Origin of the sequence: Bacillus sp. FSL W8-0102 (assembly GCF_038007225.1) — a bacterium.
GTDB lineage: Bacteria > Bacillota > Bacilli > Bacillales > DSM-4216 > Bacillus_O > Bacillus_O smithii.
The window spans coordinates 3,102,527-3,123,825 of sequence record NZ_JBBOWT010000001.1 but is presented as its reverse complement, the minus strand read 5'-3'; the positions used below and the strand labels follow the sequence as shown (position 1 = coordinate 3,123,825).

General features: G+C 38.1%; 14 protein-coding genes, 1 rRNA gene and 2 CRISPR repeat arrays (1 of these 17 cut by a window edge). Of the genes, 12 read left to right on the top strand and 3 right to left on the bottom strand.

Annotated features, from left to right (window positions below; genetic code table 11):
* Nucleotides 1-30: 30 nt before the first annotated feature.
* From rrf to N1I87_RS14820, 3 genes are all read left to right on the top strand, one after another.
* A 5S ribosomal RNA gene (gene rrf / locus N1I87_RS14830) occupies nucleotides 31-146 on the top strand.
* A gap of 146 nt (nucleotides 147-292) precedes the next feature.
* Nucleotides 293-577, top strand: a complete 285-nt coding sequence (locus N1I87_RS14825) for a DUF5316 family protein (protein WP_341102593.1) — start codon at nucleotides 293-295, stop codon at nucleotides 575-577.
* A 443-nt stretch (nucleotides 578-1,020) separates the two neighbouring features.
* Entirely contained in the window at nucleotides 1,021-1,680 is a 660-nt protein-coding gene (locus N1I87_RS14820; RefSeq protein WP_341102590.1) for a uracil-DNA glycosylase, read from the top strand.
* 39 nt (nucleotides 1,681-1,719) lie between these two features.
* On the opposite strand, the gene N1I87_RS14815 is transcribed toward N1I87_RS14820, so the two are convergent.
* The 3 genes from N1I87_RS14815 to N1I87_RS14805 all read right to left on the bottom strand — a co-directional run bounded on the left by N1I87_RS14815 (nucleotide 1,720) and on the right by N1I87_RS14805 (nucleotide 3,108).
* Nucleotides 1,720-1,824, bottom strand: a complete 105-nt coding sequence (locus N1I87_RS14815; protein WP_082142338.1) for a YjcZ family sporulation protein — start codon at nucleotides 1,822-1,824, stop codon at nucleotides 1,720-1,722.
* A gap of 407 nt (nucleotides 1,825-2,231) precedes the next feature.
* Nucleotides 2,232-2,399 (bottom strand): hypothetical protein, encoded by a 168-nt coding sequence (locus N1I87_RS14810; RefSeq protein WP_327797099.1) that lies wholly within the window; start codon nucleotides 2,397-2,399, stop codon nucleotides 2,232-2,234.
* A 262-nt stretch (nucleotides 2,400-2,661) separates the two neighbouring features.
* Nucleotides 2,662-3,108, bottom strand: a complete 447-nt coding sequence (locus N1I87_RS14805) for a C40 family peptidase (RefSeq protein ID WP_341102585.1) — start codon at nucleotides 3,106-3,108, stop codon at nucleotides 2,662-2,664.
* A 224-nt stretch (nucleotides 3,109-3,332) separates the two neighbouring features.
* Between N1I87_RS14805 and N1I87_RS14800 the strand changes: the two genes are divergently transcribed.
* The 9 genes from N1I87_RS14800 (at nucleotide 3,333) to cas2 (ending at nucleotide 17,848) form a co-directional block, all read left to right on the top strand.
* Nucleotides 3,333-5,708, top strand: a complete 2,376-nt coding sequence (locus N1I87_RS14800; RefSeq protein WP_341102582.1) for a glycoside hydrolase family 31 protein — start codon at nucleotides 3,333-3,335, stop codon at nucleotides 5,706-5,708.
* A gap of 332 nt (nucleotides 5,709-6,040) precedes the next feature.
* Nucleotides 6,041-8,451: direct repeats of the CRISPR family, unit length 30 nt; unit sequence GTTTAGATCTTACCTATGAGGAATTGAAAC.
* A gap of 304 nt (nucleotides 8,452-8,755) precedes the next feature.
* A complete protein-coding gene (gene cas6, locus N1I87_RS14795) occupies nucleotides 8,756-9,511 on the top strand; it encodes a CRISPR-associated endoribonuclease Cas6 (protein ID WP_341102579.1) in 756 nt (251 codons plus the stop codon).
* Between the two features lie 577 nt (nucleotides 9,512-10,088).
* Nucleotides 10,089-12,071, top strand: a complete 1,983-nt coding sequence (locus tag N1I87_RS14790; RefSeq protein WP_341102577.1) for a hypothetical protein — start codon at nucleotides 10,089-10,091, stop codon at nucleotides 12,069-12,071.
* 3 nt (nucleotides 12,072-12,074) lie between these two features.
* A complete protein-coding gene (locus N1I87_RS14785) occupies nucleotides 12,075-13,034 on the top strand; it encodes a type I CRISPR-associated protein Cas7 (RefSeq protein ID WP_341102575.1) in 960 nt (319 codons plus the stop codon).
* 11 nt (nucleotides 13,035-13,045) lie between these two features.
* A complete protein-coding gene (cas5, locus tag N1I87_RS14780) occupies nucleotides 13,046-13,726 on the top strand; it encodes a CRISPR-associated protein Cas5 (RefSeq protein ID WP_341102573.1) in 681 nt (226 codons plus the stop codon).
* Complete coding sequence (gene cas3 / locus N1I87_RS14775; RefSeq protein WP_341102571.1) at nucleotides 13,714-16,041, top strand: CRISPR-associated helicase Cas3'; 2,328 nt, start codon at nucleotides 13,714-13,716, stop codon at nucleotides 16,039-16,041. The genes cas5 and cas3 overlap by 13 nt, the downstream gene beginning before the upstream one ends.
* 24 nt (nucleotides 16,042-16,065) lie before the next feature.
* Entirely contained in the window at nucleotides 16,066-16,563 is a 498-nt protein-coding gene (cas4, locus tag N1I87_RS14770; protein WP_341103432.1) for a CRISPR-associated protein Cas4, read from the top strand.
* A gap of 5 nt (nucleotides 16,564-16,568) precedes the next feature.
* The gene (gene cas1b, locus N1I87_RS14765) at nucleotides 16,569-17,576 is read left to right on the top strand and encodes a type I-B CRISPR-associated endonuclease Cas1b (protein WP_341102569.1); all 1,008 of its coding nucleotides are present in this window, start codon (nucleotides 16,569-16,571) and stop codon (nucleotides 17,574-17,576) included.
* An 8-nt stretch (nucleotides 17,577-17,584) separates the two neighbouring features.
* Nucleotides 17,585-17,848 (top strand): CRISPR-associated endonuclease Cas2, encoded by a 264-nt coding sequence (gene cas2, locus N1I87_RS14760; RefSeq protein WP_341102566.1) that lies wholly within the window; start codon nucleotides 17,585-17,587, stop codon nucleotides 17,846-17,848.
* A 229-nt stretch (nucleotides 17,849-18,077) separates the two neighbouring features.
* Nucleotides 18,078-21,299: direct repeats of the CRISPR family, unit length 30 nt; unit sequence GTTTAGATCTTACCTATGAGGAATTGAAAC; it runs 3,508 nt beyond the window's last position.

Sequence of the window (21,299 nt, the reverse complement as noted above, 5' to 3'; positions counted from 1 at the left end):
AGGAACAATCGTTCCGACAACTGCATACCGTCTGGTGGCGATGGCGAAGAGGTCACACCCGTTCCCATCCCGAACACGGAAGTTAAGCTCTTCAGCGCCGATGGTAGTGAGGGGATTCCCCTTGCGAGAGTAGGACGCTGCCAGGCAAAAGAAAAGGAGAATAGCCTAAGTGCTGTTCTCCTTTTCTTTTTATTCTGATTTCATGGTAAGATGATGGTAAAAGAGATGGATGTCTTTTCCATTAAATGTTGTTTAGATTCATAAAGAAAAGAAGTTATGGGAGAGATAAAACATGCTTAAGTCATTTATTACAGGAATCATTGTAAGTCTTATCATTTGGATAACAGGTGCTGTAAGCAATTTAAATGTAAGCCGAATCTTTTTTATTGTTTCTGTCCTTTTGATCGTATTAGCCGTAGTACTATCCGGATTGGGAGTAAGTGGAGATAGAATTCGTGCTAACGCAGCAACCGAAACAAAGGAAGATAGAAACTGGAGAATAGACACTTCTAAAAATATCATCCTTATAGCTCTTCCAAGCATCATCGGATTTTTTCTTACTTACTCTTTACACTGAAATTTTTGTGTCACTCTTCTTCTTTTGTTAGTGGACACTTCTCAGAGGAGATTATGGAAAACGATAGGAGAATCAATGTTGAAAAGAATTTTATTGCTTCTATCCACGGTATTCTTAGTAATAATCCAATCGACTGTTTTATACTTTTGGATAGTGGATTGGAGAAAACTTGTAACATATGACGGGTTAATCGTTTGGAGTGGCTCCATTATTTTTGGGCTGATCGTTCACCGATTCTATTTATCATTAAATGCTCGTGAAAAATCGTTCGAAATATTAAAAAAGGTTCATTTGATATCAACTTCAATAACGATATTTCTGGGAATTCTTTCGCTGCTTATTGAATCAGTAACAAGTTCAATGCCTTAAAAAGGAATACTGATACAAGCATCTGTGTATAGATTCAGAAATCGATTCATCGGTTCATGAAAGGGGAGCAAGGAATGTATCCTGAATCGCTGGTGAAAGAGTGCCAAAAAAGAATCGAAAAATATCCTTGTGAAGGTTTTGTTTATGGCCAGGGGCCGGAGAAGGCGGAGATTATGCTCGTTGGCGAAGCTCCGGGGGAAACGGAAATCCATAACGGAATCCCTTTCAGCGGCCGAGCGGGAAAACAATTATCCGAGTTTTTAGATTACTTGGGGATTTCACGTGAAGATGTGTTTATTACCAGCGCTGTTAGAAGCCGCCCTTATAAGGTCGTGAAGAAAGAGAAAGATGGACAAATAATAGTAAAGAAATATAACAGGACGCCGACTCAAAAGGAAATTTTAGCCCATGCTCCTTTATTGGATTATAACATCTGTTCCATTCAGCCAAAAATTATTGTTACGTTGGGGAAAATTGCGTTGGAAAGAGTAACGGGGATGAAAGGAAACCTGGAAAAGATTCATGGCAAAATGATGATCACGCCGGTGCAAAAATTAAAAAGGTTGGATAGCAACGAAATGGTATGGACAGATCGAAAATATAAGATTTTTCCGCTGTACCATCCCGCTGCCGTTTTTTATAATCGACGTTTGCTTCAGGAGATTTATGAGGACTTAGATCAATTGAAAAATTATATAAAAGAAGAAGGGATTCGTTTAAACGGTGCTATGTAAAAGGGGAGGATGAGCATCCTCCCTTTACAAAAATGTGATCTAATAGCCTCCGTATCCGCCACCTACAAAAGAGGCGCCTACGATAATCAACAAGATGAACAGCACGACAATCAAAGCAAAACCGCTTGCTCCGTAGCCAGACATACTTTCACCCCCCAACAGATTGGTTAGTATAATTTATGAAATAGCTTGTCACTGTGTTTGGACAAGATAGCCAATTAAAAAAACTTAGTCATATGAAATATGTTTAGCGAGCTGAGCCCATCATTGTCTTTGAATTGGAATTCTTGCTTAGGTAAGGAATTTTGCTTCAAAAAAGCCATTAGCAAAGCATGCTAATGACTTTCAATTTACAAGTATTTCTTTTTCCAAAAATCTTTGTTTTTTTCATTAGGGAATATTCGTCCGTCAAGCAGGCGATGATCTTTCTCGCTTGCAGAGAGGAAAAGGAAGTGGAGGAGACATAAAGCCGACAAGCTCATTGCTTGCTGTTTTCCGGCAAAAATGAAATGGGAAGATGCTTTTTAATGAAGATAAAATATAGTGAAGGTTTATTTTTTCTCATGAGAGAGTTCGTTCTTTTGATCGGCTGTCGACAATTGATTCATCTTTTCGGCTAACAGCTGTTTGGCCTCGTTATAAGTAAGGCCGGATTGAGCGTTAAGTCTTTTGACTTCTTCAATATCGGTACCGGCAACGGTATAGCGTTTATCCGTCAATTGGTTCACCTCTTTTCAGAAGGTTTACCAAAATTATTCCCGATTCAAACTACATTATGCGGAGTATGGGAGAGGTGGTTCAATTCCATTCAAAAGTTAATAAATGTTCATTTCGAACGTATTCAGTCGTTTTAAATGGGATTGCCTGGCTGTCATCCTTAAATTCGGAAAAATTCTGGAAAAGCGTGTTTTTGTGGAAAATAATTCTCATCTCACCAACGAAAAAAGTCAAAAGAAAAAAGCGGTGAGACCGCTTGATAAATTAATATCTTTTTGCCGCGATATAAGCTTTCTTCCAATAAGGATTGCTTAATCGATCAATCCGCACACCTTTGGAGGCAGAATGAATGAATTGTTGCTTTCCGAGGTAAAGGGCAACATGAGAAGGACCTTTTTTATATGTACTGAAAAAGATTAGATCTCCTGGACGTAAACTTGATTTGGAAACAAATTTTCCCTTTTTGTACAATTGAGCCACTGTGCGAGGAAGAATTTTTCCGACCCGCTTATGCGTATAATAAATAAATCCCGAACAATCGAATCCACTTGGTGTCGTGCCTCCATATTTGTAAGGAACACCTATGTATTTTTTGGCAATGCTCACTACGGCAGTTGGCGAATAAGCAGCATCCGCTTCTTTTACCGAAAACAGACTTCCAACAGACAACATCAATGCAAGTGCCACTGAAATTATAGCGTATTTCCTCATAGATTTCTCCCCGTCAAATATTGTCGTTTTTTCTTTCTTGATGACATTGTAACAAGAAAATAGGCTGTAACCATTTACAGATTAGTTTATTTTTCGTTACAGCTATATTACGGAAGAAAAACAATAAAAAGAGGAAAATAAAGGAATAAAAAGGTTTTTTCATCATAAAAGTACAAAGAAATCATCTTTATACAGTCATGAAGGTTGTCGAAGGAGGATGGGAAATGGAAGATTCCAGCTTTGCGATTCATCCCGAAAATGAAAAAAACGACAAAAAGCAGGAATTTGTCGATATTGGAAAGATGAAAAAATGGTTCTCTGACGGAGAAACGGTCCGATTTCATTGTGAAAACGGCTTTGTCGATATCCGTTTTTATCGTGACGATATCGCTCGAGTAGTGATGAATCCCCTGAAGGAACCGACAATGGAACAAAGTTTTGCGGTCGTGAAATCACCGGAAAAGGTATCATGGGAAGCGGAAGAAAGAGAAGGCATCGTGACTATAAGAAGCAGTAAACTAATTGTTACCGTCCATCCCCATCCTTTACGGATCCATTTTTATGGCTCCGACTCCCGCTTTTTAGTAAAGGAAGGCAGGCGAGGAATGGCCTTTGGTGTAAAAGGAGAGGTCATTTGTTTTAAAGAGATGGCAGAAAACGATCATTTTTACGGCTTTGGGGAAAAAACAAGTTTTTTGGATAAACGCGGCGAAAAAATGACGATGTGGAACACGGATGTTTTTGCTCCCCACAATCCGGAAATTGATGCGATGTACCAGTCGATTCCTTATTTTATGACCATCCGCAACGGAAAGGCGCATGGCCTTTTTTTCGATAATACGTTCAAAACCGTCTTTGATATGAAATCAAACCGCAGCGAGTATTCTTTTTGGGCAGAAGGCGGGGAACTGGATTATTACTTGCTGGCTGGACCAAGCCCGAAAGATGTGCTCGACCAGTACACCACTTTGACCGGACGAATGGAACTGCCTCCCAAATGGGCGCTTGGCTACCATCAATCGCGTTACAGCTATAAAACGGAAGCGGAAGTTCGTGAACTCGTCAATACCTTTAGGGAGAAAGAAATTCCGCTTGACGCTGTCTATTTGGATATTCATTATATGGACGAATACCGCGTATTCACATTTGACAAAAGGCGCTTTCCGAACCCAAGAAAGCTGGTTCAAGATTTGAAAAAAGCGGGTATCCAAGTCGTGCCGATCGTAGACCCGGGGGTGAAAGAAGATCCGGAATATCCGATATACCAAGAAGGCATCCGCCTTGATCAATTTTGTAAATATATAGAAGGCGATGTTTATTTCGGCGATGTGTGGCCGGGAAAAAGTGCATTTCCTGATTTTTCTCAAGAAAAAGTGCGAAAGTGGTGGGGGAGAAAACAAACATTCTACACAGATCTCGGCATAGAAGGAATTTGGAACGATATGAACGAACCGGCCGTTTTCAACGAAACAAAGACGATGGACTTAAAAGTCATCCATGAAAATGACGGAAACCCGAAAACTCATCGTGAACTCCATAACGTCTACGGTTTATTTATGGGAGAAGCTACGTATAATGGATTGAAAAATCAGTTAAACGGCAAACGCCCATTTGTCCTTACACGTGCCGGTTTTTCGGGCATCCAACGATATGCGGCCGTTTGGACAGGGGATAACCGAAGTTTTTGGGAGCATCTGCAAATGACGATGCCGATGTGCTTAAATCTTGGCATGTCCGGGATAGCTTTGACCGGTTCGGATGTCGGCGGTTTTGCTCATGATGCAACAGGAGAGCTGTTAGCCCGCTGGACTCAGCTTGGCGCCTTTATGCCTTTTTTCCGCAACCACAGCAATATTGATACCGTCCGTCAAGAACCTTGGGCTTTTGGAGAAGAAATCGAATTGATCGTGAAAACATATATTCAGCTTCGTTATCGCCTGTTTCCCTACTTTTACACACTTTTCCGCGACGCTCACTTGACCGGTGTACCGGTGATGCGCCCATTGGTGATGGAATATCCGGATGATCCGAATGTGTTGAATTTATTCGATCAATTTTTAGTCGGAGAACATCTTTTGGTTGCTCCGATCACGCTTCCAAGCACGTATCACCGAGTAGTGTATTTGCCAAAAGGGATTTGGTACGACTACTGGACAAACAAAACATACGAAGGCGGAACTTATATAATGGTGGAAGCGGACCTTGCTACTTTGCCGCTGTTTTTGAAAGCGGGATCGATCATTCCGGAAGAAGAAGGAAAAAAATCAGCTTACGAGAAAACAGATACGCTGACAGTAAACATTTATCTTCATTCCGAGCCTTTTACGGGAACGATCTATGAAGACGACGGCGAAACATTTCAGTATCAAGAGGGAAAGTATTGGGAAGAAAGCATTTGTGTGCAAAAAGAGGGAAAAAGCGTCAAAGTGGATTGGAAAGAAGTCCACGGAGGATACAAGCCGCATTGGAAAAACTTCACTTTGAAAATCCACGGAGCGGATGAACCAACACAGATTTGGGTAAACGGAAAGAAAGCGGAAGATACCTCTATTGTCATCGTAAATGGAGCAGTGACGGTTAATGTTCCGCTTTCATTATAGCAGAGAGGTGTGTTTTTTGGTAATTTTTTCTTCCTCTTGGTTACAACATTGAACCAAGCCGGGTAGAACTAAAAAATGAACCAAGTTGGGCACGGACATGGGATCAATACGGAAAAAGAAAAAGAGAGAAAATAAAAACACCATTGTCGTCGACCCTCAGTGCTGCTCAAAACCCGGGGGATCGACGACAAACTGAATTTTAAAGAAAACAAGAGAAAAAAAGAGAAAAACTAAGAATGTATTTGGTTTTTCATTTTTTGTTTTCCTTTAGGAGAACATTTACAATCCAAAACCGATTTGTTACAATTGGCTTAACCACAATGTTTATTGGGGTTTAGATCTTACCTATGAGGAATTGAAACCTCCAAGTCAAGGAAAAAGAACACTTTCCCTAGCTTGTTTAGATCTTACCTATGAGGAATTGAAACATGAAAGCATTCAAGATGTATATGAAATGGAAGAATGTTTAGATCTTACCTATGAGGAATTGAAACTGATGAAGCATTTCTGATTGATAAAGGGGAAATTGAAGGTTTAGATCTTACCTATGAGGAATTGAAACCTGCAGCACTGTTTGATAGTGTTAGTGGAACAAGCCGTTTAGATCTTACCTATGAGGAATTGAAACATGAATCAGAAATCGAAAATGATTGAGGAGGGAATAGTGTTTAGATCTTACCTATGAGGAATTGAAACAAATGTGGAGTGTGTGGATATACCATGTGGTATCAACCGTTTAGATCTTACCTATGAGGAATTGAAACAAAAACCAGTTGAAATAATCAGCTGGAGGCTTTTGAGTTTAGATCTTACCTATGAGGAATTGAAACATGGTTTACAAAACTTTTCTATGAATCGGATCGGCCTGTTTAGATCTTACCTATGAGGAATTGAAACATCCGCGTGGAAAACGAAGGGCCGCCGCCGGTCCCCGTTTAGATCTTACCTATGAGGAATTGAAACTGTGGATCCGGCTGCATCGGTTAACGTTGCCAATGGTTTAGATCTTACCTATGAGGAATTGAAACTCTTTTTATCAAACAATCAAAAAATCGGGTGTAAAAGTTTAGATCTTACCTATGAGGAATTGAAACAAAGATGAAGGTTGGCAACCAAGTCAAAAGCCTCCGTTTAGATCTTACCTATGAGGAATTGAAACAGTACAAAGTATTCGCGCCAACGGGAGGGGCAAAAAGTTTAGATCTTACCTATGAGGAATTGAAACAAAGGAAAAATCGCCTTCTAAAATCCGTACTTGAAGTTTAGATCTTACCTATGAGGAATTGAAACCTGCTGCAGATGTGGGGGCGGAAACACCGGAAGGCGGTTTAGATCTTACCTATGAGGAATTGAAACTCTGAAACGGATCGTAGCACGTATCACATCACCGGGTTTAGATCTTACCTATGAGGAATTGAAACGACCATTGCCAAGCGCCTTTACCATTCGTAAACCTAGTTTAGATCTTACCTATGAGGAATTGAAACAGCAAATGCATAATTTGGGCTATAAACGGGTGGATTTAGTTTAGATCTTACCTATGAGGAATTGAAACATTGATTATATGAAGTCAAAAGGAATGGACGCTTCGTTTAGATCTTACCTATGAGGAATTGAAACAAGGTACAGCAGAAACAACTTCCACAACTGTTTATACCGTTTAGATCTTACCTATGAGGAATTGAAACAGTGCAGCGTTGGAAAACCCCGACACACCGTTTACGTTTAGATCTTACCTATGAGGAATTGAAACAATGAAAAATATTATCTACACTTTGATGAAATTGAAGTTTAGATCTTACCTATGAGGAATTGAAACTTACGTTTGATAGAGAAATAAAAATGGAAAAACTAGGTTTAGATCTTACCTATGAGGAATTGAAACTAGTACATTAGTCATATTTTTGTCGAACGTTATCGTGTTTAGATCTTACCTATGAGGAATTGAAACGCACTCTTTGTAGCAGCCCATTCGCCTGAATACATCAGTTTAGATCTTACCTATGAGGAATTGAAACTGGATATAACGTTATGACCCGTTCTGGTGCAGCTAAGTTTAGATCTTACCTATGAGGAATTGAAACACTGATATCGATAATACGTTGAACACAATGGAAGAAGTTTAGATCTTACCTATGAGGAATTGAAACAGAGTGAGTGAACAAATGGTTCGCTGGTATCTAAAGTTTAGATCTTACCTATGAGGAATTGAAACGCCTCTTCGTTATTTCGTGCTTCCCACGCCTTTTCGTTTAGATCTTACCTATGAGGAATTGAAACAAAACAATTGCGAAAGGAGATGGCGCTGTGAAAATAGGTTTAGATCTTACCTATGAGGAATTGAAACATAAAAAGATAAAGGCAAACCTTTTTGTGCATTGTGGTTTAGATCTTACCTATGAGGAATTGAAACCGGAACAAAAGCAAAACAAACGTGCAAATATTTCAGTTTAGATCTTACCTATGAGGAATTGAAACAACCAAGTATTAACTTCTTTTAATCTCAACCCACTGGTTTAGATCTTACCTATGAGGAATTGAAACCCGGTAGAAAAGGCCGTTATCTTTGTTCTTGAAACGTTTAGATCTTACCTATGAGGAATTGAAACCTTTCCTGTATGCCAATTCATGTATAGGTTTAACTGTGTTTAGATCTTACCTATGAGGAATTGAAATTCCGCCAAACGGAGACAAGGTATATTTGGCGATTGCCGTTTAGATCTTACCTACGAGGAATTGAAAATCGGAATGGAACTATTCTATGCGGGATGTTGTTGTGCGCTTTAGTCTATTGTGGGTTAATGGCGATCCAAAAAGTAAAAAACATCTTCTACTACAAATAGAGTATTTATAAAATCAATTGAGGTTAACTAATAGTTTCGTCATAAAAATATTTTTAAAGTGAGTGTTGAATGTTGTTATAATAATTTTAAAATAGCAAAAATAGCGAAGGCTTATATTGTTATGCTTATTTATAGTAAATAAGTGAGTTGCTTTTTTGAATTTTGTAATTTCGTCTTTTGAAAAGCCGGATTGGAGAGAAAGTAATGAGAATAAAAGTAGTATTGGCGCCTGTGAATGGAACATTAGTGCTTCCGCTGCATTACCAATCCATCTTGCAGGGATTTATTTACCATTCTTTGAACAGGGATAAGGATTTTCAAGCATTTCTTCACGATGAAGGGTATGAATATGAAAAGCGGCAGTTTAAATTATTTACGTTTAGTCGCTTGTTTGGTCGTAAAAATATTCATTTACATAATAGGACAATCGAATTTCACGGACCGGTGACCTGGTATATTGGATCCGTTTTGCCCGAATTTATTCAATATCTTGGCCAAAGGTTTTTGTTTGACGATGAAGTGATGTTTGGTAGTCAAAAAATGGAAACAATAGATTTGTACTATGAAAAAGAGAGTTCGATAGAGGAATCGTGTATTCGTATAAAAATGATTTCTCCTATCACAGTTTACAGTACCTATCAAAAGGAAGATGGAAAGCGGATTACCCATTATTTTCGTCCTGAAGATCTCCTATTTGCTCATCTTGTATCCCAAAATTCCGTCAAAAAATACGAGGCTTTTAATGATGGAAAAGCAGAGAAAAAAGTGAACATTCGGCCGATTCGTGTCAAAGAGAGTGATAAAGTAGTCACACGTTTTAAGCAGACACTGATTACTGCATGGAGCGGAGAATATGAATTATCGGCCAGCCCAGACATGCTGCGCTTTTTGTATAGTGTCGGGCTAGGAGCAAAAAACAGCCAAGGATTTGGAATGTTTCAAGTCCTTCATTCTTATTAACGTAACTCCTTGAAGTTTGGCTTGTTGTTTCATCTGACATGGCGTCATTTTCGCAAGGAAAAGATGAACGCATCATTCGATTCTCTTAATCACCAAATGGTAAAAAATGGTTATTTCAGAAGTAAAAAATGAAATATATTGACGTCAAAAGACCAAAGTGGAAAATGTGTACAGTCAAAAACAAGCACATTTATGGCTTTTGACGTTTTCACAAACGAGGCCTCACCAAAACAATGTTGACGTAATGAGTCTATTTTGCGTTACTCACATTTTTAAGAAATTGCACCCGAAATAGAATCGTTCTACAACAAAGGAAAAAAGGGAAATTCCCTAAGCAAATGAGATCAGTGAAGAAATCTTAATATATTAACAGTAAATACTAAATTTCATTACACAATGTCGTCCAAGTTCGAATATTTGATTGAGCCTAGTCAGTTAAGTTGCTCAATTTGTCACAAAAATCTATTATATAAACGTTTACAATTAGGTAAATTTATACTATTCTGTTATTTAGAATTAAAAAGCAATTTGGCTTATTAGGTATTATTAACTAATTTTATAGAAAAGGGGGAGAAGAGTGCTTGCTGAATCGATTATCCGGATAGGTCGCCCGATTGCGGAAAGTAATCTTCCAAATGAGCAGCGCATCCGTTGGCTGACGGATGTTGACAGTGAAAATTGCAAAAATTTTTTTCAGCATATTTTTTTAGTTGAAGTCAAAGATGAACAAACGGCATTTCATTTTTTGCAGCTAACGGGAAATGAAAATGTTGGGCTTCGGCAAAATAGTGCCTTTCCCATTTTCTATCCGAATGGCGGTAATGCACTTTTAGCGCAAGGGATTTACCCGGTTCCTTGCTATTTAATGTATGACCGTCATATTAAAAATATGGATGCTCCTGAATCGTTTGCTGAAGAAGTCATCATCCCGCGCATGAAAAAAACTGTTCCTTATCAAGATATGGATGATGATAGAATTATAAAAGTTTCTCAATTGGTTGCTAATGAGTTATCAAAACATTTTGCTGATTTTGTAAACAACCAAAAACAGCTTGGCATTTTATATATTTACGATCATTCATTGAATACATTTACTACCATGAAAGAACAAAAAAGATCCCCTCGATACTTATGGATTGACGAAAGCAAACTGTTTCCAGGAGAACAGTTGTATTTGGACGGAGATGAGGCATTAAAAGGAATTATGGAGAGCAAATTTCTTGAAGCCAAATCTCTCGGCTATGATAAAAATGCGGTCTCTACTTTTACTAATCAAGTAGAAGATGAAGTAGTGTCTATTTATAATCGCTTTTGGTTATGGCTTTCTCCCACTTGGGAAATGCCAAGATCCATTTATTGGGAAAAAGATGAGTGGACTAGGGGAATCAAGATTGATAGGAAAAATTATGAAGCCTATTTGTATGGCACTCAGTTTCTAAAGCAAATCACTGTACCAATTACAAACAGCGTTCTAAAAGAAATGTTTGCCCCAATTATGAACGTAGAAGCGAAAAGGCATATGCGAGTCACAAGTTTGGAGCCAATTTTTGGGGTACCTCTTGTTTTGCCGCTAGTAGATGGGGATTCAGAGCAACTTTATGAAAAGTATCGCCGAATCTTGAAAAAAGAAGGTCTGACAGACAGCGATCTTCATCTGGAGATTTTAGCAGGCATTCCCAAAATAGTTCCGAAAGTAAGCAACGAACATCGTCTTATGCTTCTTTATTATTCAGGCGATCTTTCTAGAGGAAATATGCATGTACGAATGGTCATTGAGGATGTTATTCCTTCTGTGGCTTCAAAACTCCAAGAAATTATAAATGATATGAACAGAAAAGAACTGGTCACGATTAGGAAAATGTTCCAGACAAAACAGGACACACCTTTTTATCGAACCCAGTCTCTACCTTCTCTATTGTCCAATGCCTATGGACCGGGCTATATTTGGAGTAGCATGCAGGCTGTTTTTCATCGGGAGCCGATTAGGCTTGATCGTTTGTATAAGGTGACTGCCAAAAAAATAACTGAATTAGCCAATAAAGAAGACCATTGGGGGATGGTGGATGAACTCATTTTCCACCATATGTTTATTGAGTTTTATAAAAGGTATTGCGAAACCATAAGACAGGAAAAGAAAGAGGTGAAAACAGTGAGCGACTGGAATCATTTGCTCGAACAATATCAGTCGGGAACGATCGAACTTAAGGATGTACATAATATTGAGAACCTTGGCTTCATTTCGGGATTGCTGCTGAAGCAATTTTCTAATTCATATCAAGTGAAGACAGGTAGGGAATTTGTGAAACATCGAGTAATGAAATTTGGTAGCAAGCTGACCCCGACAATGGTATGGAAAAACGGACTCCTGCGCTGCGAGGAATTAAAAGAACAATGGGAATTGAATTTGGCAGGTAATTTCTTTGCTGTTCTGCCAAAAACTTTGTTAGCTTTCATTGATGCCGATCAAAAACAGCTTCTAAAAAAAGAAACGGATTTATTTATGACAGCTTTTTGGTCTGGATTTTTGATGTACAGAAAACCAAAGAAAGAGGAGGAATAACCGATGGGAGAAATTCGAAATGGTGAACTTCTATTTATAAAATCAGTGAAAGATGGCATCCCAAACCGGGATCCTTTGCAAGACAGCGATGTGAGAAGAATTTTTCCGGAAGAGGATGGCAGAATTTCTTTAAGTGATGTCAGCATTAAGCGGGATGTTCGTGACTATGTTTTGGATGCTGAGCCAGAAGGCGGAGAAAGCAAAAGGAATTTTATTTTTGTTCAAGAAAGAATCAATGAGAAAGGTAAGTTGTTAGGACGGGGCAGTCTTGCTGAATACATTGCTTCCTCGGTAGGAAAAGAAAAAGAAGCAAAAAACGACATGAAGTCCGTTTTAATTGAACATAGTTTTGATGTCAGAACTTTTGGTATCGTTTATTCAGTAAAGCCAAAATTTAACCTTACTGGTCCCGTTCAATTTGGCTGGGCGCATTCCATGCACCCCGTTGATAGTCAGTATGTGCAAGGAACGGTTGTAATGCCAAGCAGTGATGTAAAAGATGGGGAGGAAGGAAAAACACAAGGGACTATTTGGACCAGTTATATTGTTCCCTTCGCGGTTTTTGCTATGCCCGGTGTAATCAATGCAAAAAATTCGGAAATCAGTGGGATGACGCAAGACGATCAAGAATTATTATTGAAGGCTCTATGGCAAGGAACTCAGCATCGTCAAGCAAGAGGCAGAGGACAGCAGCAACCACTCTTTCTATTGCATGTTGAATACCATGATCCTTTCTTCCGAATTGGCTATTTAGAAGATTTAGTTTCCTTAAGTCCTGATGGAGAGGCTTGGATAAGCCAAGGAAAACAACCTTCTTCTGTGAAGGAAATTCAATTGCACGTGCAAAATTTACTGGAAACACTGGATAAGTACAAGGATAAAATAGCCCGCTGTCGAATTTGGGTTCATCCTTCTCTTCAAGTGGACGGAGAAATTCAACCTTTTCTTCAGCCTTTATGGTAGGAAGTGTTGCTATGAAAGCGGTAGTATTTGATGTAAAAGGAACTATTGCCCATTTTCGCAGGCCTGATACAACTGCGACACATTTAACGTATCCTTTTATTACCCCAACGGCAGCAAAAGGCATGGTTGGAGCAATATTAGGGATTACTGATTTTGTGACAAACGATCAGGTTGGCATTCAATTATTGAACCCTGTGCGGACTTCTGCTCAGCAATTATCGATGATCAAAGATGGTGGGAATGCTTTCAATCGCCCAACTACTATTGAACTTCTTGTTCAACCTGCTTATCGGATTTACTATGTCGGGAAAGAATATGTGGAAGAATTGGCAGATAAATTAGAAAAAGGTCAATCCGTTTTTCCTACCTATTTGGGAACAGCTTATGCTTTATCTTTTCCAAAATTTGTTTTCTATGAAAATTCTGTCAGCATAATTCCGCCTGGAGAAAAAGTAGAGACGAAAACAGTGGTGCCGGTTGATTTAATTGGAGAGTTGATTTTTCAAGAGGATCGATATTTAAGCCGTGCCGGAGGTTTTTTGAAAGATTACTTGGGAGAACGGAACTTCGAAAAATCTCTTTCTTATATTTATGAAAAAAATGGACAAAGCATAGCTTTTCAATTGAAAGAAGAAATAGCTGATAAAATGAAAGTAGCTATAGTAGGAGGAGAATCGGTGTGCCTCGTGTAATTTCGTTTCAAGAAAGCTTAGCCAGACCGGAATCTTTGTTAATCGATCATTTGCTGAATGTGCGGAGTTCCATTGAACGGTTTTTTGAAGGGGAAGAGGCTGATTTTGTAAAATTAGTCGGCTTGGCTGGTTTATGTCATGATGTTGCCAAAAATCACTCTGAGTGGCAGAGCTACATTCGGGATGTGAAAATCAAGAAAGGCCCCAATCACTCAGATTGCGGGGCCTTCTTTTTTTCGTATTTAGGTTTCCACTTAATACATTCAATGGATCAATGGGAAAAGTTAAAGGTCCAATGGCTATGGCTGATAAGGGATATAGCGGACCATCATAGTGCTTTAAAATCCCTTGATGATAAAAGGTGGTTGAAGCTTTATGAATGGGATCACTTTGATTTAAAAGGGATTGAGAAATTTTTCCACGAACAGTATCAAGAGCTTGAGACCGTTTCTATAGATAGGGAGCATCTGGAAGACTGGTTGAATGAGGCTGAAGATTGGTTGGTTGAGGCAGAAGAGTCACTTGACATTGGATATAGTTATTGGGAGCCCTTAGCTTTGATGATTCAGCTACAGAAATGGCGGGAAACCACAACAAGCTTGATTTCAAGCGACCGTTTTGACGTGAAAACAGTTTCTGCTCAGTTTCTTTCTAGTTTCGAGAATTCTTTTTTGAAGAAGATTGATCAATACAGCCAACAATTTTTCGAACATCCATTAGCCAAAATTCGAAAAGTCTCTCAAGAGTCTATTATGGAGCAGCTCAAACAAAATCCGTCTCAACCATTTTATACGATCGAGATGCCGACAGGATATGGAAAAACATTGGCGGCTTTAAAAGCGGCAAGTTGGTTGATTGAAAAACAAGGCTTCCGAAAAATGATCTATGTTGCACCCTATTTATCCATTTTGGAACAGACAAGCCAGGTGATTGAAAATGCAATGGGTATCAGGCCGTTGGAACATCATTCACTCTCCGTATTAAATAATGATGTCCAGAGAGCAAGTGATGGCCAACTTGCCATGGAATCTTGGGCTCACGCGATTGTATGTACAAGCTTTCAGCAGTTTTGGAAGGCCTTGCTACCGGCCCGGTCTCAAGATGTTCTAAGGCGCTCTTTTATAAAAGGCAGTGTGGTCATCATAGATGAACCGCAAATTTTCAGCCCAGATGTTTGGAATTTATTTCTTTGCAGTCTCGAAGCTCTTGCAAAACTAGTAAACTTAAAAGTTTTTTTCTTGTCTGCCACGATGCCGCCTTTTCATTTAGGAATGGAAAAGCGGCCAATATCGCTTCAAATTAAGGGAAGTGGTGACTATGACCGATACGAACTGTTCGTTGAGAGGGAAGAACAAGACGAAAATAGTGTGGCTGAACTGGTCAAAAATTTGGAATATGCAACCCAGGCTGTTATCGTGAATACTATTGAAGATGCATTCCGCGTTTACCGACATTTTGAAGAGTATTCACAAGCCTATTTCATACACGGGTTGATGATACCGGTTCATAAAAAAGCCATGTTGAACATGATTCAAAACAGCCTAAAAAAAGAAAATCCAGACCCGTTATTTGTGATTTCTACGCAAGTATTGGAGGCTGGTGTCGATATCAGTTTTCAGCATATAGCGAGAGCATTGCCCATCCTTCCATCTATTGTCCAGTCTGCTGGTCGTGTAAACCGGCATTTGGAGAAAGAACAATTGGGTCGAATTACCGTATTTCCTTTTTTCAGAGAAGGTGAAAAAGATACTCGGTCAATGATTTATCCGAGACCACTTCAGCAAATTACGGATTCGTTACTGCTACAGAAAGACAGATGGAAAGAGTCCGAACTTATCTCGCTTGTCAACGAATATTACAAAAAAATGTTTCAGCAAAACACATATGAAGCTGCTCTATCTGTAATCAGAGATGCTTATGAAGGTAATTGGAAAAAATTATCTGTATTTCACCCATTTCAGCAGGATTATTTACGGCTACCTATATTTATCCCGTGGGAATCTTCTGAATTTGTAGATTTGATTCCTTTGGCTGTACGGCAATTGATGGAACATTTTCAAGTTGATGATCCATTTGCTGTCTATGAGAGATATCAAGACACATCGTTTATGATGAATCTAAGTTTTGAAGAAAGAAAACAATTTATGATTTTATTTCATTATTATGTTTTGAATCTACCAGTCGAAAAAGCTTTAAAAGTAGCAAGCCAAGAGGACTATCTTCAAGCAAAAGTCCCGATATTGTTGGATACGGAATCATATGATGACTGGACTGGTTTTCATGTTCCGTTTGAGGAATTTGACAATATTATTTAGCGAGGGATCTAAGTGATTTATGAAATGCCGGTAACAGGGACCCTTATTTGGTACTATTTCATATGTAAAAGAGAAACGTGGCTGATGATCCATCAAATTGCTCCAGATGAAGAAGATGAAAATTTAGAAATTGGAAGGTTTATTCACGAATATCGTTATCAAAGAGACAAGAAAGAAATTGAAGTTGATTCCATTAAAATAGATAAATTAAAAAAACGCGGTGGACAGACTATCATACAGGAAGTGAAAAAGTCTTCAAAGTTTCTAGAGAGCTCAAGGAACCAGCTGCTTTATTATCTTTACACTTTAAAACAAATGGGAATTGAGGCTAAGGGAGAACTGCTTTTTCCTGAAGAAAAGAAAAAAGAAGAATTAGAGTTGACCGAGAATGCAATTCAAAATATTGAGAACGCCATACAAGACATACGAAGAATTGCAAGACTTCCTGTTCCGCCACAGCCAGAAAAAATACCATATTGTCGAAACTGTGCTTATCGTGAATATTGTTGGGCAGAGGGATAATCAATATGAAAAAAACTCTTTATATTTTTCAAAATGGGGAATTGAGAAGAAAAGACAATAGTTTATATTTTGAGTCTGAAGAGCGAAGAAAGTATATTCCGGTTGAAAACACTAATGACATTTATATTTTTGGTGAAGTAGATGTCTCTAAACGTTTTCTTGAATTTGCTGCTAAAAAGGAGATTTGCATCCATTACTTTAATCATTTCGGATATTATATTGGTACGTTTTATCCAAGAGAACACTACAATGCTGGTCATGTCATCGTAAAACAAGTTGAACACTATATAGACTATGAAAAGAGATTGAGATTGGCAAGGATTTTTATTAATGGTTCTATTGATCAAATGTTACAGGTTTTAAAATATTACCGAACTCGTTTAAAAGATAGAAAAGAGGATCTAATAGAGCTTATACAGGAATTAACAGAAGACAAGCAACAACTTTTCTCTGGGAAAAGTAGTATAGAGGAATTAATGGCAGTGGAGGGTCATGCAAGGGAACGGTATTATCATGCTTTTGATTATATAATTGGAAATCCTGACTTTGTATTTGAAAAAAGGACAAAGCGTCCACCCGAAAATAGGTTGAACGCGCTTATCAGTTTTGGCAATTCGATTTGCTATACAACTGTATTAAGCGAAATATACAAAACATATTTAGATCCTCGCATTGGCTATTTGCATTCAACAAATTTTCGGCGTTTCAGCTTAAATCTTGATGTCGCTGAAATTTTCAAGCCTATAATGGTTGATCGTTTGATATTTACTTTACTAAATAAAAAGATGCTAACTAAAAACGATTTTGACAAACATACAAATGAAATTACATTGTCTGAAAGAGGACGAAAAAAGTTTATCGAAGAAATGGATAAAAGAATGAGAACGACTGTAAATCACCGACATCTTGGTAAATCCGTATCCTACCGCAGGCTAATCCGACTTGAACTATATAAAATTCAAAAACACGTTTTAGGAGAAAAGGAATACGAACCATATCATTCTCTTTGGTAGGTGTCTCTATGTTTGTTATTTTAGTGTACGATTTTTCAGTGAATCGAGTGGCAAAAGCGCTAAAAATTTGCAGAAAGTACTTGAACTGGGTTCAAAACTCAGTGTTTGAAGGAGAAATTTCAAAGGCTAACTATATAAAGTTGAAAAAAGAATTGGAACTTTTAATGGATCCGGACGAAGATTCAGTCATTTTTTACTCTTTTCAAACTCAAAAATATTCAAAAAGAGAAGAAATGGGACTAAAAAAAGGAGGAGACGAATTCATTTTATAAATGAGGACTCGTCTCCTCTTTTTTTACAGAACCTTTAAAATTTGTCGTCGACCTTTTAAGATGTAAAAACCCCGGGGGATCGACGACATTTTATATTTGTAAGAAAAACAGAGAAAATGAAAGAAAAAGAAAGAAAACCATAAGAATTTTGATTATTCATCTAACTAAAAAAAGTTGTTTGTAAAAAAGCATATTAGTTAAAATTACCTTAACTGCAATATTTTTTGGGGTTTAGATCTTACCTATGAGGAATTGAAACTGGAATTTGACTAGACAGGAATTCCGAGCCCTTTTAGTTTAGATCTTACCTATGAGGAATTGAAACACAGGGTAGGCAGCCAACCACGGCTTGTCCACAACAGTTTAGATCTTACCTATGAGGAATTGAAACTTCTTAAACGTACCGGTCATCAAACGGAATTTACCGGGTTTAGATCTTACCTATGAGGAATTGAAACAGCAGTGACGCAGAACAAGTAAAAGCAAACGACCTTGTTTAGATCTTACCTATGAGGAATTGAAACAAAAATCTTTTTGCCAATGCACAACATAGGGAGGAGTTTAGATCTTACCTATGAGGAATTGAAACTTCGTATATTCATACATCAAATCCGTTTTCTTAATGTTTAGATCTTACCTATGAGGAATTGAAACAAAGCAATGACCAGGCTAAAAGCGAAGCCAACTGGGTTTAGATCTTACCTATGAGGAATTGAAACAGCAAATGCATAATTTGGGCTATAAACGGGTGGATTGTTTAGATCTTACCTATGAGGAATTGAAACCCGTGCAGTCAGGTACTGCAAATGCCATTAACATTTATGTTTAGATCTTACCTATGAGGAATTGAAACCTAATCGTGCCGAATTGGCCAAAGAATACGGAATCGCGTTTAGATCTTACCTATGAGGAATTGAAACAAAGACTGCATTGTTGGTAAAATCGGAGGGACCGACAGGTTTAGATCTTACCTATGAGGAATTGAAACCTGAATCATATGTTGATCTGGATGAATGGGATGGAAGTTTAGATCTTACCTATGAGGAATTGAAACGCGAACCTTTCTGCGATGGTGGGAACTGAGGCGGCATGTTTAGATCTTACCTATGAGGAATTGAAACAAAAGAAATATTTCAATGCATGGAAAACATCCTCTTGTTTAGATCTTACCTATGAGGAATTGAAACCAGCATCCCAGGTTAACGGGATTGATGATATTACGAGTTTAGATCTTACCTATGAGGAATTGAAACATGAAAGCATTCAAGATGTATATGAAATGGAAGAATGTTTAGATCTTACCTATGAGGAATTGAAACATCGAGAATAATTTGGAAACGGTCGTGAAAGACTGCGTTTAGATCTTACCTATGAGGAATTGAAACTTCTTTTTGCCAAGGCGCCTCGTAAATGGCTGCCAGTTTAGATCTTACCTATGAGGAATTGAAACTGATCCGAGGGAAAATGGCTCGGAGTGTGAGTGACGGTTTAGATCTTACCTATGAGGAATTGAAACTCATTTCCGATGTCATTTTTAAATTGGCCATAATAACGTTTAGATCTTACCTATGAGGAATTGAAACTCGAAATAGGTCTAAAGAAGGAGGTGTAATGTTTTGGTTTAGATCTTACCTATGAGGAATTGAAACAAGCATTGCCAAGATGATATTAGGGTTGGGTGTTTAGTTTAGATCTTACCTATGAGGAATTGAAACCAGATCCTGATGGTTCTATCAGAATCACAAGAACCCGTTTAGATCTTACCTATGAGGAATTGAAACTGGTAATATCGTCTACTTACATGGGTACAGCTTGAGTTTAGATCTTACCTATGAGGAATTGAAACATGGAAGTACATATAGTCCAGACTTCATGTATGTAGTTTAGATCTTACCTATGAGGAATTGAAACATAGATACAAAACAGCCATAAGCATAATGACCGAATGGTTTAGATCTTACCTATGAGGAATTGAAACTCCCTCCCGAAAAAATCAAGGAAATGTCTCCGAATCGTTTAGATCTTACCTATGAGGAATTGAAACACTGACGTCAGGGATCTTTTTTTGGCCAACTGTCCGTTTAGATCTTACCTATGAGGAATTGAAACTCTCAGAGCAGAAATATTCTGCGAGGATGTTCGGGATCGTTTAGATCTTACCTATGAGGAATTGAAACAAAAAACGGGAGATAATACAGAATTATCTTCTATTTTTGTTTAGATCTTACCTATGAGGAATTGAAACAAGGCGACGGGAAGTCGGATGACTATATAAACGCATTCGTTTAGATCTTACCTATGAGGAATTGAAACAACAAAATCTAGAAATGATATTAAAAATCCAACTTGTTTAGATCTTACCTATGAGGAATTGAAACATGTTCAGCTGCGTGTTCGTGACACCTATGTGGATGTTTAGATCTTACCTATGAGGAATTGAAACAAGATTGGCGAAACATAAATAATGCAGAAGGAACCACGTTTAGATCTTACCTATGAGGAATTGAAACCCACAAGTCAATCTGGAAACAGCTGAAAGACTAGCAGTTTAGATCTTACCTATGAGGAATTGAAACTGAAAAAAGCACCTTTGGATGCTTTGAACAGAGTTGGGTTTAGATCTTACCTATGAGGAATTGAAACTAATCCGTATCATTGTCATCATTACAACTAACAGGAATGTTTAGATCTTACCTATGAGGAATTGAAACAGATGTCAAAGAAGAAGAAGCAAAGAACGCCAAACAGTTTAGATCTTACCTATGAGGAATTGAAACAAAATCCCGATTGACGATACGTCACAAGATGCATATGTTTAGATCTTACCTATGAGGAATTGAAACTCGATATAAAACTCGAAATCTTTTTCGGTGACTATGGTTTAGATCTTACCTATGAGGAATTGAAACATATTCGATTTTCATATCCAATGGGGCAAGGGTTTCGTTTAGATCTTACCTATGAGGAATTGAAACCCGGGAACCAATCGCAAACTATCATGAAAAACGACCGTTTAGATCTTACCTATGAGGAATTGAAACCATAATATTTTTCGCCTGTATAAAAACCGACGCGGAATGTTTAGATCTTACCTATGAGGAATTGAAACTCGGCATGAGTGGCTATGGCTATTTTGATGCCAACGTTTAGATCTTACCTATGAGGAATTGAAACCTGATACATCCAAATTTACAAAAACAACTATAAATGTTTAGATCTTACCTATGAGGAATTGAAACTTCTGCCGTCGTAAACCTCATTCCGTAAACTCTTTCGTTTAGATCTTACCTATGAGGAATTGAAACTGAAACCGAAATAGACGAGGAGACCGGTGATGTGATAGTTTAGATCTTACCTATGAGGAATTGAAACCCGTAAAGACAAAATTCATACTTTCCACCCCTTAAGTTTAGATCTTACCTATGAGGAATTGAAACTCTACCTCATAAAC